19 protein-coding genes are annotated in these 15,587 nt (G+C 58.2%); 17 read left to right on the top strand and 2 right to left on the bottom strand.

Annotation, left to right across the window (positions count from 1 at the left end; all coding sequences use genetic code 11):
• Positions 1-24 precede the first annotated feature (24 nt).
• Positions 25-1,347: a preprotein translocase subunit SecY gene (gene secY / locus ACTJJW_RS00945; RefSeq protein WP_462642112.1), complete on the top strand. Its 1,323-nt coding sequence runs from the start codon at positions 25-27 to the stop codon at positions 1,345-1,347.
• A complete protein-coding gene (locus ACTJJW_RS00940; RefSeq protein WP_462642111.1) occupies positions 1,344-1,943 on the top strand; it encodes an adenylate kinase in 600 nt (199 codons plus the stop codon). Before secY ends, ACTJJW_RS00940 begins: the two co-directional genes overlap by 4 nt.
• On the opposite strand, the gene ACTJJW_RS00935 is transcribed toward ACTJJW_RS00940, so the two are convergent.
• A complete protein-coding gene (locus ACTJJW_RS00935) occupies positions 1,940-3,826 on the bottom strand; it encodes a BglG family transcription antiterminator (protein WP_462642110.1) in 1,887 nt (628 codons plus the stop codon). The genes ACTJJW_RS00940 and ACTJJW_RS00935 overlap by 4 nt on opposite strands.
• A 128-nt stretch (positions 3,827-3,954) precedes the next feature.
• On the opposite strand from ACTJJW_RS00935, the gene ACTJJW_RS00930 reads away from it, so the two are divergent.
• The 15 genes from ACTJJW_RS00930 (at position 3,955) to glmM (ending at position 14,576) form a co-directional block, all read left to right on the top strand.
• Positions 3,955-4,287: a PTS sugar transporter subunit IIB gene (locus tag ACTJJW_RS00930; RefSeq protein ID WP_462642109.1), complete on the top strand. Its 333-nt coding sequence runs from the start codon at positions 3,955-3,957 to the stop codon at positions 4,285-4,287.
• Positions 4,280-4,546 (top strand): HPr family phosphocarrier protein, encoded by a 267-nt coding sequence (locus ACTJJW_RS00925; protein ID WP_462642108.1) that lies wholly within the window; start codon positions 4,280-4,282, stop codon positions 4,544-4,546. Before ACTJJW_RS00930 ends, ACTJJW_RS00925 begins: the two co-directional genes overlap by 8 nt.
• 57 nt (positions 4,547-4,603) lie before the next feature.
• Positions 4,604-6,118, top strand: a complete 1,515-nt coding sequence (locus ACTJJW_RS00920) for a PTS mannitol transporter subunit IICB (protein WP_462642107.1) — start codon at positions 4,604-4,606, stop codon at positions 6,116-6,118.
• A gap of 11 nt (positions 6,119-6,129) precedes the next feature.
• Positions 6,130-6,567: a PTS sugar transporter subunit IIA gene (locus ACTJJW_RS00915; RefSeq protein ID WP_462642106.1), complete on the top strand. Its 438-nt coding sequence runs from the start codon at positions 6,130-6,132 to the stop codon at positions 6,565-6,567.
• The gene (locus ACTJJW_RS00910) at positions 6,564-7,697 is read left to right on the top strand and encodes a mannitol-1-phosphate 5-dehydrogenase (protein WP_462642105.1); all 1,134 of its coding nucleotides are present in this window, start codon (positions 6,564-6,566) and stop codon (positions 7,695-7,697) included. Before ACTJJW_RS00915 ends, ACTJJW_RS00910 begins: the two co-directional genes overlap by 4 nt.
• Before the next feature lie 144 nt (positions 7,698-7,841).
• Positions 7,842-8,063 (top strand): translation initiation factor IF-1, encoded by a 222-nt coding sequence (gene infA / locus ACTJJW_RS00905; protein WP_009773103.1) that lies wholly within the window; start codon positions 7,842-7,844, stop codon positions 8,061-8,063.
• Between the two features lie 76 nt (positions 8,064-8,139).
• Positions 8,140-8,256, top strand: a complete 117-nt coding sequence (gene rpmJ, locus ACTJJW_RS00900) for a 50S ribosomal protein L36 (protein WP_009773102.1) — start codon at positions 8,140-8,142, stop codon at positions 8,254-8,256.
• A 196-nt stretch (positions 8,257-8,452) separates the two neighbouring features.
• The gene (rpsM, locus tag ACTJJW_RS00895) at positions 8,453-8,827 is read left to right on the top strand and encodes a 30S ribosomal protein S13 (protein WP_141990764.1); all 375 of its coding nucleotides are present in this window, start codon (positions 8,453-8,455) and stop codon (positions 8,825-8,827) included.
• 51 nt (positions 8,828-8,878) lie between these two features.
• Positions 8,879-9,277 carry a 30S ribosomal protein S11 gene (gene rpsK / locus ACTJJW_RS00890; protein ID WP_009773100.1) on the top strand — a complete coding sequence of 133 codons (399 nt, stop codon included), beginning with the start codon at positions 8,879-8,881 and terminating at the stop codon, positions 9,275-9,277.
• A 162-nt stretch (positions 9,278-9,439) separates the two neighbouring features.
• Positions 9,440-10,435 carry a DNA-directed RNA polymerase subunit alpha gene (locus ACTJJW_RS00885; RefSeq protein ID WP_219950252.1) on the top strand — a complete coding sequence of 332 codons (996 nt, stop codon included), beginning with the start codon at positions 9,440-9,442 and terminating at the stop codon, positions 10,433-10,435.
• A 38-nt stretch (positions 10,436-10,473) separates the two neighbouring features.
• A complete protein-coding gene (gene rplQ, locus ACTJJW_RS00880) occupies positions 10,474-11,016 on the top strand; it encodes a 50S ribosomal protein L17 (RefSeq protein ID WP_462642104.1) in 543 nt (180 codons plus the stop codon).
• A 73-nt stretch (positions 11,017-11,089) separates the two neighbouring features.
• On the top strand, positions 11,090-12,037 hold the full coding sequence (locus ACTJJW_RS00875; RefSeq protein WP_462642103.1) for a tRNA pseudouridine synthase A: 948 nt from the start codon (positions 11,090-11,092) through the stop codon (positions 12,035-12,037).
• A gap of 174 nt (positions 12,038-12,211) precedes the next feature.
• A complete protein-coding gene (rplM, locus tag ACTJJW_RS00870) occupies positions 12,212-12,658 on the top strand; it encodes a 50S ribosomal protein L13 (RefSeq protein ID WP_462642102.1) in 447 nt (148 codons plus the stop codon).
• Positions 12,659-12,699: 41 nt separating this feature from the next.
• Entirely contained in the window at positions 12,700-13,188 is a 489-nt protein-coding gene (gene rpsI, locus ACTJJW_RS00865; RefSeq protein ID WP_462642101.1) for a 30S ribosomal protein S9, read from the top strand.
• 26 nt (positions 13,189-13,214) lie between these two features.
• Complete coding sequence (gene glmM / locus ACTJJW_RS00860) at positions 13,215-14,576, top strand: phosphoglucosamine mutase (RefSeq protein WP_462642100.1); 1,362 nt, start codon at positions 13,215-13,217, stop codon at positions 14,574-14,576.
• A gap of 63 nt (positions 14,577-14,639) precedes the next feature.
• On the opposite strand, the gene coaA is transcribed toward glmM, so the two are convergent.
• Positions 14,640-15,587 carry a type I pantothenate kinase gene (coaA, locus tag ACTJJW_RS00855; RefSeq protein WP_462642099.1) on the bottom strand — a complete coding sequence of 316 codons (948 nt, stop codon included), beginning with the start codon at positions 15,585-15,587 and terminating at the stop codon, positions 14,640-14,642.

Raw genomic sequence — 15,587 nt, 5'->3', positions numbered from 1 at the left:
GTACATAGATAAATCGGAGGCCTTGTGTTCACAGCTATCGCGCGGATTATCCGCACGCCTGACCTTCGCAGGAAGATCGGGTTCACACTAGGCATCATTGCGCTGTTTAGACTTGGCTCCTTCATCCCGGCGCCGTTCGTCGACTTTGGCAACGTTCAGCTGTGTCTTGCCGCTAACTCGTCAAGTGGCGGGCTGTATGACCTCATCAACCTCTTTAGTGGTGGGGCGCTCCTTCAACTTTCCGTATTTGCCCTCGGAATCATGCCGTACATCACGGCGTCGATCATCGTGCAACTACTTCGTGTGGTAATCCCGCACTTCGAAACTCTTCACAAAGAGGGCCAGTCTGGCCAGTCGACGCTGACTCAGTACACGCGTTACCTCACGATCGCTTTGGCGATCCTTCAGTCGACAACGCTGATCACGGTTGCCCGAAGCGGCGCACTGTTCCAGTCCGCTGGAGTTGCTGAATGTAGCCAGCTCATCACCAACGATGCGTGGTACGCGATCCTTCTCATGGTCATCACGATGACCGCGGGAACCGGCCTCATCATGTGGATGGGCGAATTGGTCACTGAGCGCGGAATTGGCAACGGAATGTCATTGCTGATCTTCACCTCGATCGCCGCAACCTTCCCGAGCGCACTCTGGGGCATCTACGTCAGCAGTGGCCCCGAGACCTTTGTTCTCGTATTACTCATGGGTATCCTGATCATGGGCGCCGTCGTATTCGTTGAACAGTCACAGCGACGCATTCCTGTTCAGTACGCCAAGCGGATGGTCGGCCGACGCACGTACGGTGGCAACAACACGTACATTCCGATCAAGGTCAACATGGCCGGCGTGATCCCCGTGATCTTTGCCTCGTCATTGTTGTACCTGCCCGCTTTGCTCGCAAACTTCAATCAGCCACAAGCTGGTGAGACCTCGGCAGCGTGGGTCGTCTGGATTCAGAACAACCTGGTTTCCGGCGATAGCCCGATCTACATGATCGGATACTTCCTGCTGATCGTTGGGTTCACGTACTTCTACGTCGCGATCACCTTCAACCCCGAAGAAGTTGCCGACAACATGAAGAAGTACGGCGGCTTCATCCCTGGTATTCGCGCTGGTCGACCGACCGCGGAGTATCTCGACTACGTCCTGACTCGCGTCACCTTGCCTGGCTCGCTTTACCTGGGCCTTGTGGCAATGATTCCGTTGATCGCGTTCGTAGCTATCGGGGCCAACCAGAATTTCCCATTCGGCGGAGCAAGCATTCTGATTATCGTTGGTGTCGGTCTTGAGACCGTCAAGCAGATCGATTCGCAGTTGCAGCAGCGCCACTACGAAGGTTTGTTGCGTTGACACGACTCTTACTGATTGGCCCACCTGGTGCAGGCAAGGGCACTCAAGCAGCGCGCCTCGCAGAGATCTACGCTATCCCTGCGATCTCGACCGGTGACATCTTTCGCAGCAACGTCAAAAATGGCACCGAGCTGGGCACCAAGGCGAAGGCATTCATGGATGCCGGCGACAACGTTCCTGATTCGCTGACGAATGAGCTCATCCGCGACCGTCTTGAGGATGCCGACGCGCACGATGGTTTCTTGCTCGACGGTTACCCGCGCACGACCGACCAGGTCCGTGAGCTCGACGCGTTTTTGGCGAGCCACGGTGCTGCCCTCGATGCTGTTGTTGAGCTTGAGGCAGACCCCGAGGTTGTTGTTGCTCGACTGCGCAAGCGTGCACTCGAGCAGGGCCGCAGTGATGACACCGAAGCGGTTGTCCGTCACCGTCTCGAGGTCTACAGCGAGCAGACTGCGCCGCTCATCAACGTTTACGCCACTCGCGACGTGCTTGTCACTATCGATGCGCTTGGCGAGGTTGACGCTGTCACCGCACGGATTACCGAGGCTCTTGTTGAGCGCGGCATCGTTGCGACTGACGCGCCCTCTCGCTAATTTTCGATCCCGCGCACTAGTTCGTCGATAAAGGTCGGGAAGTCGACCGCTTTTCGTACGAGCTGTTGTACGTAGTCGCGATCGGAGAATACTGTCACGAACTGGTCAAATACAGTTTGGAACGTTGTTCGTCCTGCCGCGCTAAATGCAATGAGCGCGATCACGTTCACGCGATTCTCGCCCCACTGCATTGGTGTTTCGTTGATAACGATGCTTATCGCCGTGCGGTGGGCGTTCATCGTCATCGCGTGCGGTACTGCCAGGGTGTCCGTGAACGCGGTCGACGACATCCGTTCTCGTTCGATTGCACCGGTGATGTAGCTGTGGTCGATAACGCCGGCTTCGATCATGCGTTGTCCGAGGGCGGCGATCATTGCTTCTTCGCCCGGCGCGGTGAAGTTTCGAAGGAACAGTGCCGGGTCGAAGAACCGCAGTAGTTCATCGGTGAGCGCACGGCGGCGGCGTTGCCTGCGCACCCGGCCGATAGTGTTCCGGATGCTGTCGACGTCTGTTTCGGTGAGGAACGGCTGAATGAGCACTACGTTGTCGGCGAACGAGCGCAGATCGATAGTCGTGAGCACCAGGTCGGTCGAGAGCTCCGTGAGATCTACATCGGTGCGTGTGATCACGATGCGGAGTTGTAGCTCTTCGCCCAATACGGCTTCGATGCGCTCACGGAGGATGACGTGCAGGTCGTGGTAATTAGGGCAGACGAGCGCGGCGGTAAGCCGGACTTCTCGTTTGGCTTGACGCTCTAGGTGAGAGCCCACGTGGAGAGCAATGTACGAGATCTCGTCATCGTGGATGGTGATTCCCTCGCTGCGTTGTACCTCAGCGGCGATAAAGACGGCCAATTCGTAGATCATTGGATAGGTCGTCTTGATAGACCGTGTCATCGGATTGCGCGAATAGGAAAGATCTTGCGCGCGCGCAATCAGATTGCGAACGTGCAAGGACAACCGCATGATGAAGTCGTCGTCGTCAAGATCAACGAGGTACTCCTCGCCCACATGGTGCACTGTGCGCCGTACCCGAGTGATCAGTTCCTCGAGATCCACGTCGGGGGCCGTATCGGTATTGATGGCCCGAGTGATAACTCGAGTAGTGAGAAGAATTTCGATCTCGGTGAGCTCATCACGTGCGAGGTTCACAGAAAAGTGCGCCGAGATAAGTGCGGCGAGCTCGTTGGAAAACTCCGGCGCGGAGTCGGAGAGCATTGGACTGGTCGGCGAGGTTCGGTCTGCGGCGATCGCGACGTGCAACAAGACATGATTGATGCCGTATTCATTCACAAAGTAGCCGTGTGAATCGAGCAGCTCGAGCAGCGAGGTCTTGAAGGCGCGCAGGTCTGATGTCTCAAATTCGCGTTGGACGCTCGCTAGCTCCAGGAACCCCTGGGTGTCTTCGTGGCGGAACATCTTGCTCAAGAGGCGCCGCAGGTTTGGTTCGGTGCCCGACAGAATTACCAGTGCACCGCGTCTGGTGAGGGTGAGCCCCTCTTCGGTAACCGAAGTTTTGATCCTGCGCAGGTCTGCTTCGATCGTTGACTCACTGACGAAGAAACTCTCTGCGAGGGCATGGATATCGATACCTTCCGGGGCATCCCCGAGTCGACGAACGAGATGGTACTGGCGGTCGCGCGGGCGCTCGGTGTCTCGATTCGATGCGGTCTTGAGAAACTCTGCGTAGTTCTCTCGGTGAAGCCGGTAGCCGGTTGTCGACGATTCGATGACTTCGAGGGGGAGCGCGGATGACTTTACCGCGGTGACGTAGCTGCGCACGCTGCGAGTTGTGACACCGAGCTTGTCGGCGAGTTCGGAAGCAGTCGCCCACCCCTCGGCTTGGGCGAGGTGTTCGATTAATCGCGCATGGTTATTGAGCATAAGGTAACCATTCTCTCGCACGATTGTTTCCGCGGGTGCGGAATATTCTCTATTGGAAGTGGCAGGCACGCTCACGCCACGATAGAGATTAGAAAAAGTTCGAGTGATGTTCGCGAGGAGGCGACAGCATGTCATCGGTGCTGGTTGTGTGCGGTGCAGGTGCTTCAAGCACCTTTTTGGCGCACGCTCTTCGCGCTCAAGCGGCCGTCCGCGGTGTCCAGCACACTTTCATCCCGGCAAGCGTTGCGGCATTGAGTATTCCGCTGACATCAGTGGATGTCGTGTTGGTGAGCGCACATGTGGCTGACTTCTTTGAGCAGGCGAAAAACGCGGCCGAATTGATCGGGGCAACTGCTGTGCAGCTTCCCAAAGTGAGTTTCACTGCGGCCGGCGCTGACATTGCGCTCGACCTTCTTGCTTCTCTCCCTCACGTAACAATAGAAAGCGGCAATCATGGCTGAGCACACACTTCAAGTGGCGTCATCGCACGGGCTCCACGCTCGTCCGGCTTCGCTATTCACGCAAGCGGCCGCAGCATCCGGGCTCGACGTCACTATTTCTAAAGGCGACAAGTCGGTCAACGCTGCCAGCATCCTGAGCGTCATTTCGCTCGGGGTGAACCACGGTGACGAAGTCACGATCTCAGCGGAGGGCGAAGGCGCCGACGCAGTTATCGCTGAGCTCACCGAAATTCTCAGTACCGATCACGACGAAAACTAGTCGTGTTCGGTCCCTTCCCTAGCAGTATCCCAACATCACAGATATCGGAGTAAAACCATGACAACGTCGTCTACAACCGCCAAGAGTGGCGGAGCGCGAGTAGGTGTGCAGAAATTCGGCACCTTCGTCAGCGGAATGGTGATGCCCAACATCGCGGCATTCATCGCGTGGGGTTTCATTACCGCACTGTTCATTCAAACCGGATGGCTGCCGTTGCTCGGCATCGACCCGATTTGGGTTCAGCAACTCGGTGGCTGGAGTGCAGATCCTGAAGTAACTAACACGGGTCTTGTTGGCCCGATGATCATCTACCTGCTCCCACTCTTGATCGCGAACACCGGTGGCCGCATGGTCTACGGACTCCGCGGTGGGGTTATCGGAACGATCGCGACGATGGGTGTCATCATCGGTGCGGGTATCCCCATGTTCTTGGGTGCCATGATCGTTGGACCCGGTGCTGCATGGGTAATGAAGAAGATTGATCGCCTCTGGGCTGGCAAGATTCGTGCCGGCTTCGAGATGCTCGTCGACAACTTCTCCGGTGGAATCGTGGGTATGTTGCTTGCGATCGCATCGTTCTTCTTGATCGCGCCGATCGTTACCGCGATCAGCAATGGTCTCGAAGCGGTCATCGCGTTCCTCGTAGAAAACGGACTGCTGCCGCTGGCAAGCCTGTTCGTTGAGCCCGGTAAGATCCTCTTCCTCAACAACGCGATCAACCACGGTGTCTTCACGCCGCTGGGAACTGCGGAGTCGCTGGAAAAGGGACAGTCGATCCTCTTCCTTATCGAAGCAAACCCTGGCCCTGGCCTCGGCATCCTGCTCGCCTTCTTGGTATTCGGTGTTGGCCTGCTGCGCGCAAGCGCTCCCGGCGCGATCCTGATCCACTTCGTCGGTGGTATTCACGAGATCTACTTCCCCTACGTATTGGCTAAGCCGCTTCTGGTTGTTGCCGCTATCGCTGGTGGAGCTACCGGTGTTCTCACGAACGTCATCTTCCAGTCTGGTCTGCGCGCCCCGGCATCACCTGGATCGATCATTGCGGTAATCGCACAGACTCCGCCAGGAAGCATCGTCGGCGTACTGCTGTCGGTCGTCTTCTCGGCTGCAGTGTCGTTCGCGGTTGCTGCTGTCATCATCCGCGCTGGTCGCAAGCGTGACCTCGAAGCAATGGCCAACGGTGAGGACGCTCTCGCGGCTGCTGTTGCTAAGAACGCGGCGAACAAGGGCCGCGATAGCTCGGTTGGCGATCTGCTCAACACGGGTGCCGCCGCTGGTGCAACGACCGCAACGAAAATCCAAAACGTTGTGTTCGCTTGCGACGCAGGTATGGGTTCGAGCGCAATGGGAGCTACGGTTCTGCGCAATAAGCTCGCGAAAGCTGGCGTCGAAGGCATCAACGTCACGAACAAGGCGATTGCCAACCTAGATGGTACGGAAGACCTCATCATCACTCAGGACCAGCTGACCGAGCGCGCTAAGCACAAGGTTCCCGGCGCAATCCATGTTGCAGTTGATAACTTCATGAACAGTCCGAAATACGATGAAGTCGTAGACATGGTTAGCAAGTAACAGGAGACATCATGAGCAAGGTACTCGAGCTAGACCAGATCACAGCGGCTGGCACTGCTCGCACGAAAGAGGAAGCAATCGCTGAGGCGGCGGAAATCCTCATTGCTGCTGGCGCTGTAGAGCCCGAGTACCTTGGCTTCATGAAGGCTCGTGAAGAGTTGACTTCAACCTTCATGGGTAACTTCCTGGCCATTCCGCACGGCACGAACGAGGGCAAGGACACGATCTTGTCGTCTGCGCTCTCGTTCGTGCGGTACGCGGATCCCATTGACTGGGACGGCAACGAGGTTCGCTTCGTTGTCGGAATCGCAGGCAAAGATGGTGGTCACATGGACACTCTTGCTGCGGTAGCCACAATCTTCAGCGACAACGATGAAGTTCAGAAGCTGATCGACGCGTCGAGCGAAGAAGAACTTCTCTCCTTGCTTGCCGAATTGAACAACGCATGAAAGCCGTACATTTCGGCGCTGGCAATATTGGCCGGGGCTTTGTCGGACTGATCCTGCACAAGGCTGGGTACGAGATTGTGTTCGCGGATGTCGCGGCAGAACTCATCGATAGCCTCGCCGCCGCTGACAGCTACCAGGTGCACGAAGTTGGGGCTGAGCCTCACACGTGGACCGTTGACAATTTCCGCGCGCTCAATAGCGCAAGCAATGAAGCTGGCGTGATCGAAGAGATCGCCACCGCCGACATGGTCACGACCGCTGTCGGCCCCAACATCCTCAAGTTTGTGGCGCCGTTGATTGCGAAGGCCATCAAGGGGCGCGCTGATGACCTGCCGCCGCTGCAGGTGTTGGCGTGCGAGAACGCGCTCTATGCGACAAACAATTTGCGAGCCGAGATCGCCGTAGCGGTTGACGCCGAGACCTTGGCGGCGAAGGCAATCTTTGCCAACACGGCTGTCGACCGCATCGTGCCTGCGCAAGACCCCGCTGCGGGTCTCGACGTCACGGTTGAAGACTTCTTTGAGTGGGCCATCGAGAGTGGTCCGTTCGGTGATAACGTTCCCGAGATTGCGGATGTGTACTTCGTCGCCGACCTCGAGCCCTACATTGAGCGCAAGCTCTTCACGGTGAACACCGGTCACGCGACACTCGCATACCACGGCCACCTTCAGGGGGCGAAGACTCTGTCTGACGCGATGGCAATCACGGAGGTCGCGGCCGAAGTTGATGCTGTTCTCGCAGAGACCAGCGCGATGCTTATTTCTAAGCACGGCTTCGATGCCGTTGATCACGCGTCGTACGTCAGCACGTGCATCCGTCGCTTCAGTAACCCCCACCTGCCGGACACTCCTGAGCGCGTGGGCCGCAGCCCGTTGCGCAAGCTATCGCGCAACGAACGCTTCATTAGCCCAGCGGTAGAGCTGGCGTCATCGGGCGCGCGGCCCAGTGCGCTGTTGCGCGCGGTGGGCGCTGCGCTTCAGTTCGATGTGGCCGAAGACCCCGAGAGCGTACGGATGCTCGAACTGCGATCCTCGCTATCAGCCGAAGATTTCGTGACCCAGGTAATGGGCCTGCGGGTTGGCGACGCCCTGTATGCAGATGCTGTCGAAACAGTGAAGGCGCAATCTTAGCCCCAGCTTGGCGAAACGCCCGGGATTAGCGTAGGCTTGATCCTTGGTGTTTCTGGCCGATTTTTTCGTGCCTTGGTTTTCTCGAAAGCCACTCACCACAATCCACGCAGACCAGCGAACTCCACTTATAGCGACGAAGAGGCTATGGCCAAAAAAGACGGTGTCATTGAGATTGAAGGAGCAGTAGTTGAAGCTCTGCCCAACGCGATGTTTCGTGTTGAGTTGAGTAACGGCCACGTAGTGCTCGCTCATATCTCCGGCAAAATGCGACAGAACTACATTCGAATCCTTCCGGAAGATCGTGTGGTTGTGGAGCTGAGCCCGTATGACCTGACTCGCGGCCGGATCACCTACCGCTACAAGTAGAACGCGCTGGAAAGTAACGTCCACTCTTCCTTTGCGGGACTAGTGGAACGAAGACAGCGATTCACAAGGAAAAACAATGAAGGTTAATCCCAGCGTTAAGCCCATGTGCGACCACTGCCGCGTTATTCGCCGCAACGGACGCGTCATGGTTATCTGCAAGTCGAACCCGCGCCACAAGCAACGCCAGGGCTAAGGTTTCGCGAGCAGATCGCACAGCTGCATGGGGTGGGGCGAGCAATCGCCACACACCACAGCACACATAACTGAATACACAGAACTAGCAACACCAGATCCACACCTTGCGCAAGCGAGGGGTGGGGACACCACCGGTTGGAGGCCGGTGCACAGGTGTTGTTACAGACCTCCACTCACTAACAGGAGAAGCCACTATGGCACGTCTAGCCGGCGTCGACATCCCACGCGACAAGCGTGTAGAGGTTGCACTGACTTACATTTACGGTGTTGGCCGCACGAGGGCACTCAAAACCCTCGCCGACACACAAATCAGCGGAGAAATTCGCGTTCACGATCTCACCGATGACCAGCTCATCGTACTTCGTGACTACATCGAAGGAAACTTCCAAGTAGAAGGTGACCTCCGCCGTGAGGTTGCAGCAGACATTCGCCGCAAGGTTGAAATCGGCAGCTACCAGGGTATCCGTCACCGCAAGGGACTGCCCGTTCACGGACAGCGCACGAAGACCAACGCTCGTACCCGCAAGGGCCCGAAGCGCACCGTAGCCGGCAAGAAGAAGGCCCGATAGACCCTGGGTTCACTCCCAGCGTCGTCGCCATCAAAGTTTTAGGAGAAAACAATGGCAGCACCAAAATCGGCCGCTCGTAAGCCGCGTCGTAAAGAAAAGAAGAATGTTGCAGTGGGCCAAGCCCACATAAAGTCAACGTTCAACAACACCATCGTCACCATCACCGACCCCACCGGCGCAGTACTTGCCTGGTCGTCGTCGGGCGTTGTCGGCTTCAAGGGTTCGCGCAAGTCGACCCCTTACGCCGCACAGATGTCTGCTGAGTCGGCTGCACGTCAGGCTCAGGAGCACGGTGTCAAGAAGGTAGACGTTTTCGTCAAGGGACCGGGTTCGGGTCGCGAAACTGCGATTCGTTCACTGCAGGCCGCTGGCCTCGAAGTGGGATCGATCAACGACGTAACACCGCAGACGCACAACGGTTGCCGTCCGCCGAAGCGTCGCCGCGTTTAGTTTTACGCCGTACTAACAGCAACTTGTTAGTGCTGGCGTCGTAGCGAGGGCCGATTGCGGCCCTCGCTCACAGTTCCAGCGCACAACTCAATACAACGTCGGGCCAGCCACCCGTCACCCACAAGTGTCATATAGCGGACACTTCGCCGAAAGGAATCACCAGTGCTCATTGCACAGCGTCCCACCCTTGCTGAGGAGAACATCTCCGAATTCCGTTCACGGTTCGTCATCGAGCCGCTTGAGCCCGGTTTCGGTTACACCCTCGGAAACTCAATCCGTCGTACCCTTCTTTCGTCGATCCCCGGAGCAGCTGTTACCAGCATCCGTATCGACGGCGTTCTCCACGAGTTCAGCACCGTCGCCGGTGTAAAAGAAGATGTCACCGAGGTCATCCTCAACATCAAGAACCTCGTTGTTTCGAGCGAGCACGACGAGCCAATCACTGCTTACCTGCGCAAGCAGGGTGCTGGTGAGGTCACCGCCGCTGACATCTCCGCACCTGCCGGTGTAGAGATTCACAACCCTGAGCTCGTCATCGCAACGCTCAACGACAAGGCCAAGTTTGAACTTGAGCTGACGATCGAGCGTGGCCGCGGTTACGTCACCGCAACCCAGAACCGTAGCGAATTCAGTGAAGCCGGCCAAATTCCGGTTGACTCGATTTACTCGCCCGTGCTCAAGGTCACCTACCGTGTCGAGGCAACTCGTGCCGGTGAGCGTACCGACTTTGACCGCCTGGTTGTGGATGTTGAAACCAAGTCTGCAATCACGCCTCGTGATGCCATCGCCTCAGCCGGTCGCACGCTGACCGAACTGTTCGGACTCGCTCGCGAGCTCAACACGGCAGCTGAGGGTATTGAGATTGGTCCTGCACCGGTTGACGCCGTGCTCTCGACCGAACTCAGCATGCCGATCGAAGACCTTGATCTTTCGGTGCGCAGCTACAACTGCCTCAAGCGCGAAGGCATCAACACCGTCAGTGAACTGGTGGCTCTGTCGGAGACCCAGCTCATGAACATCCGCAACTTCGGTCAGAAGTCGGTTGATGAAGTACGCGACAAGCTCGTCGAAATGGGGCTTTCGTTGAAAGACAGCGTTCCTGGATTCGACAGCGCGCACTTCTATGGCGGATACGCCGACGACGAGACCAACGCTTGAGCCACTGGCTCGAACCTTTGACACTGGAGAACTAGAAAATGCCTACACCTACTAAGGGCCCGCGTCTCGGCGGTGGACCGGCGCACGAGCGCCACATGCTCGCCAACTTGGCCGCAGCCCTGTTTACTCACAAGAGCATCAAGACGACGGAAATGCGGGCCAAGCGCCTTCGTCCCGTCGCTGAGCGCCTGATCACGTTTGCCAAGAAGGGTGACTTGCACAACCGTCGCCGCGCACTCGGGATCATCGGCGACAAGACGGTCATCCACGAGTTGTTCACGGTTATTGCACCGCAGGTCGAGAACCGTGATGGCGGCTACACCCGCATCACGAAGCTTGGCTTCCGCAAGGGTGACAACGCGTCGATGGTTCAGATGGAGCTCGTTCTTGAGCCCGTTACCCCTAAGAAGAAGTCGCCGAAGGCTGCCGCTAAGGCAGAGCCGAAGGCTGCTGCAGAAGAGCCCGCAGCCCAGGAAGCTCCCGCCGCAGAGGAAACTGCTGCGAGCGAAGTTGCAACCGAAGACGTAGCCGCTGAGGCTCCTGCTGAGGACGCTGCTGCTGAGACTGCAGAAGAGAAGTAATTTTCTTCGTGTGAGATCACCCCGGTTCCGCTTCGTGCGGGCCGGGGTTTTCTTGGTGAAATAGGATTGAATTATGGATCAGACGGCACCCGCCAACCCGGCGAATCAGCCGGGTGTTGAGCCCGATGGTGGCGAGACCCCTGATCCTCATATGACCCGTCTGCGACTCGATATTTCCTATGACGGCACCGAGTTCTTCGGGTGGGGAAAGCAGCCGGTGCTCCGCACCGTTCAGGGCACGATTGAAGACGCGCTTAGCGTGATCTTCCGTCGCTTCGGCGTCATCCCAACACTCGTTGTTGCCGGCCGAACGGATGCCGGTGTACACGCTAGCGGCCAGGTGGCCCACTTAGATCTCACTGAGGCCCAGTTGCACAGCCTCGACCGCCCCCGCCGGGGGAACCTTCGTGGCAAGCGGTATGACGGTCCTGCGTCTCTGGCTCGACGGATCAATGGCCTCGTGGGGCTCGAGGCCGACATCCACGTGTCGAAGTCCGAGATTGCAGCTGACGGTTTTGATGCCCGCTTTTCGCCGCTCTGGCGCCGGTATGAGTACCGGATTGCCGACAACGAGTCTCCTCGCGATCCTCGGTATCGAAAACACACGGTCTGGTATCCCGCAACGCTCGATATTGATGCGATGAACGTAGCGGCAAAAGAGCTTCTCGGACTCCACGACTGGGCCGCATACTGCAAGCCGCGTGAGGGTGCATCGACGGTGAGATGGCTCGAACGTTTTAGCTGGAGACGCAATGAAGAGGGCATCATCGTTGCGGAAGTTCGTGCGGATGCTTTCTGTCACAGCATGGTGCGGTCGCTCGTGGGCGCTGGCGTATTCGTGGGCCAGGGCAAGCTGGAGATCTCCCGCCCTGGCGAAATTCGGGATGAGCGCTCGAAGGGGAGTGAGTACAAAGTCATGCCGGCCAAGGGCCTCACACTCGTCGAGGTGGGCTACCCGGCAGATGATGGGCTCGCGGCACGGGCAGAACTCACGCGCTCCCATCGCGCTCCGATGGACTAGCGAGCGCGGAACGTTTGCTGCGTGGCCGAAGTTCGGCTATTGTTGATCCTTGGTGTCTGCACTATAGGGTGCGGCATCCGATCATGAGCCCTCCAACCGGAATTGTTTCTTCAGAAACAACCATCGGAGCGGGATTCACGAACACCTCACTCGATCAATGAAAGCAGCACTATTGTGACGCGCACATATTCGCCCAAGCCCGACGACGTCAAGCGGGAATGGGTCATCATCGACGCAGCCGACATCGTTCTCGGCCGTCTCGCCAGCCACGCAGCAATTCTGCTCCGTGGAAAGCACAAGGCCACCTTTGCTCCTCACATGGACATGGGTGACTTCGTCATCATCATCAACGCTGAGAAGGTCGCCCTCACCGGCTCCAAGCTCGCGCAGAAGAAGGCCTACCGCCACTCCGGTTACCCGGGCGGGCTCACGGCCACCACGTACTCCGAGATGCTGGAGAAGCACCCCACGCGCGCCGTTGAAAAGGCAGTCCGTGGAATGCTCCCCAAGAACTCACTCGGTCGCGCTCAACTCTCCAAGCTGAAGGTATACGCAGGCACTGAGCACCCTCACGCTGCTCAGCAGCCAACTCCGTACACCCTCACCCAGGTCGCTCAGTAGCGCCCGCGCTTTACGTAGCCAAGACTTAAGGACTTATTACTGTGGCCAAGATCGAAGATTCAATCACCGAGGGTGCTCCCGAGTCGTACACGACTGAATCGGTAGCAACCGAGACGCCCGAAGCGCCTCGCCCCGTACTCACCGTTCCCGGCGCAGCCGTTGGACGACGCAAGCAGGCAATCGCCCGCGTTCGCCTCGTTCCCGGTACGGGCACCATCACGGTCAACGGCCGTGAGCTCGCCGAGTACTTCCCCAACAAGCTTCACCAGCAGCTCATCAACGACCCGTTCAAGGTTCTTGACCTGCTCGGTGGCTACGACGTAGTCGCGCGCATCACCGGCGGTGGCCCTTCGGGTCAGGCTGGCGCGCTGCGTTTGGGCATCTCTCGCTCGCTCAACTTGATCGACGAAGAGAACAACCGCGCGATCCTCAAGAAGCATGGCTTCCTTTCCCGTGACGCTCGCGTCAAGGAGCGTAAGAAGGCTGGACTCAAGAAGGCGCGTAAGGCTCCGCAGTTCTCGAAGCGCTAACCCGCTTCACGCGCTAGCGGCAACGTATGGCACGTCTTTTTGGTACAGATGGCGTTCGCGGACTCGCGAACAGTGATCTTACTGTCGAGCTTGCACTCGGCCTGGCTCAGTCGGCAGCAGTCGTACTGGGCCAGGGTCGAGTGGCTGATGGTCGGCGCGCTTCAGGCCGTCGACCCATTGCCGTAGTCGCACGCGACCCGCGGGTATCCGGTGAGTTCATCTCAGCCGCGGTATCCGCGGGGCTCGCGAGCTCTGGTGTCGATGTTTTCGACGCTGGAGTGATCCCTACTCCCGCAGCGGCCTTCTTGGTCGCCGATTTCAAAGCTGACCTCGGAGTCATGATCTCCGCGTCGCACAACCCCGCCCCCGACAACGGAATCAAGTTTTTCGGTCAGGGCGGCACCAAACTTCCCGATGAGGTCGAAGACCGCATCGAGGCAGCACTCGCGGCCCCTAGCCTCGCTCCTACGGGCGTTGAGGTGGGCCGCATCCATCGGTTCGCCGACGCTGAAGACCGCTACGTCGTGCACCTCTTGTCGACGTTGCCGAACCAACTTGGCGGCATCCATGTGGTGCTTGACTGCGCTCACGGCGCCGCATCCGGAGTTTCGCCACAGGTATTTACGGATGCCGGCGCCAAAGTCACCGTGATCGGTGCTGACCCCGATGGCATCAACATCAACGACGGCGTTGGATCAACCCATCTCGACAATCTCGCTGCCGCTGTGCTCTCGCACGGCGCCGACATCGGTATTGCTCACGACGGTGATGCCGATCGTTGTCTCGCGGTCGACAAAGACGGCAAGGTCGTTGATGGCGATCAGATCATGGCGATTCTGGCCGTATCGATGGCCGAGCGTGGAGTGCTTCACAACCGCACGCTGGTTGCGACCATCATGAGTAACCTCGGACTTCGCCGAGCAATGGCCGAGCACAACATCGAGATGCTTGAAACTAAGGTCGGCGACCGCTACGTGCTTGAAGCACTCGGCGAACACGGGCTTTCGCTTGGTGGCGAACAGTCTGGTCACGTGATCATGACCAAGTTTGCGACCACCGGTGACGGCATCCTCACGGGGTTGCATCTTGTTGCCGAGATGGAGCGAACGGGCAAGACTCTTGCCGAGTTGGCTTCGGTGATGACGGTGTATCCGCAAGTGCTCGAAAACGTGCGTGGTGTTGACCACCACTCGCTCGGCTCCGACACCGTGATCGCCGATGCGGTTGCTGCTGTCGAGGCAGAACTGGGTGACACCGGTCGAGTCTTGCTTCGCGCATCAGGCACTGAGCCGATGGTTCGCGTGATGGTTGAAGCAGAGCACCAAGAAGTTGCACAGCAGATGGCAGAACGTCTGGCTGTAGTCGTGCGTGCCCAACTCGGCAACTAGTCGATTCTGAGCTGCGCGAGACAATCGCGTACTCGTCGAGGCCGCGCCGTGGCCTCACGTGCTCTAGGTTTTGCGCAGCAATACTTTCGACACCGCGTGATTGGCGTCTTTGCGCAAAATCAGTGATGCTCGAGGCCGTGTCGGCAACACGTTCTGGATGAGGTTCGGCTCATTGGTGAGCTTCCACACCTGTTGGGCGCGTGCCCGGGCTGCACTCTCGCTGAGGTCAGCGAAGCGGTGAAAGTATGAGCGCGGATTGCTGAACGCCCCGCGTTGGAGGCGAAGGAAGCGCTCCTCGTACCAGTGCGCGATGTCGCTTGTGCGGGCATCCACATAGATGGTGAAGTCGAAGAGATCGCTGACCGCGAGCTTTTTGCCAGGGGTCGGCGGCTGTAAGACGTTGAGTCCTTCGACGATGAGTACGTCGGGTTTGCGCACGGTTATACCGGCATCGGGAATGATGTCGTACGCCAAGTGTGAGTAGAACGGGGCGCGTACTTCTGGAGCGCCAGACTTGATTTTGCTGACGAAGCGCAGCAATGCGCGACGGTCGTAACTTTCGGGAAAGCCTTTTCGTTCGAGGATGCCACGGCGCTCTAGTTCGGCGTTGGGGTGCAAGAACCCGTCGGTGGTGACGAGTTCGACGCGCGGGGTGCCTTCCCAGCGGGAAAGAAGTTCGCGAAGCAGTCGGGCGATTGTGGACTTTCCGACGGCGACAGATCCGGCAACACCGATCACGAACGGCGTTCGTGTGGTGGATGCTCCCAAGAACTGGGTGGTCGCGGCATGAAGCCTCTGAGCGTTCTCAGCATAGAGATTGAGTAGTCGGCTCAGCGGAAGGTAGACCTCTGAGACCTCGGTGATGTCGAGTTCGTCGCCGAGCCCGCGCAACTCAATGAGTTCCGTTTGAGTGAGCGGAACCTCCATTTTTGGCGCGAGTTCGCTCCAATCGCTCCGATCGATTTCAAGAAAGGGAGAGATTTGACCGTGTGCGGAGCCGTTTTCATGCAT

The organism is Rhodoglobus galactosidasius (assembly GCF_054957775.1).
The sequence above is the reverse complement of the archived record's forward strand: the minus strand, read 5'-3'. Positions and strand labels throughout refer to the sequence as shown.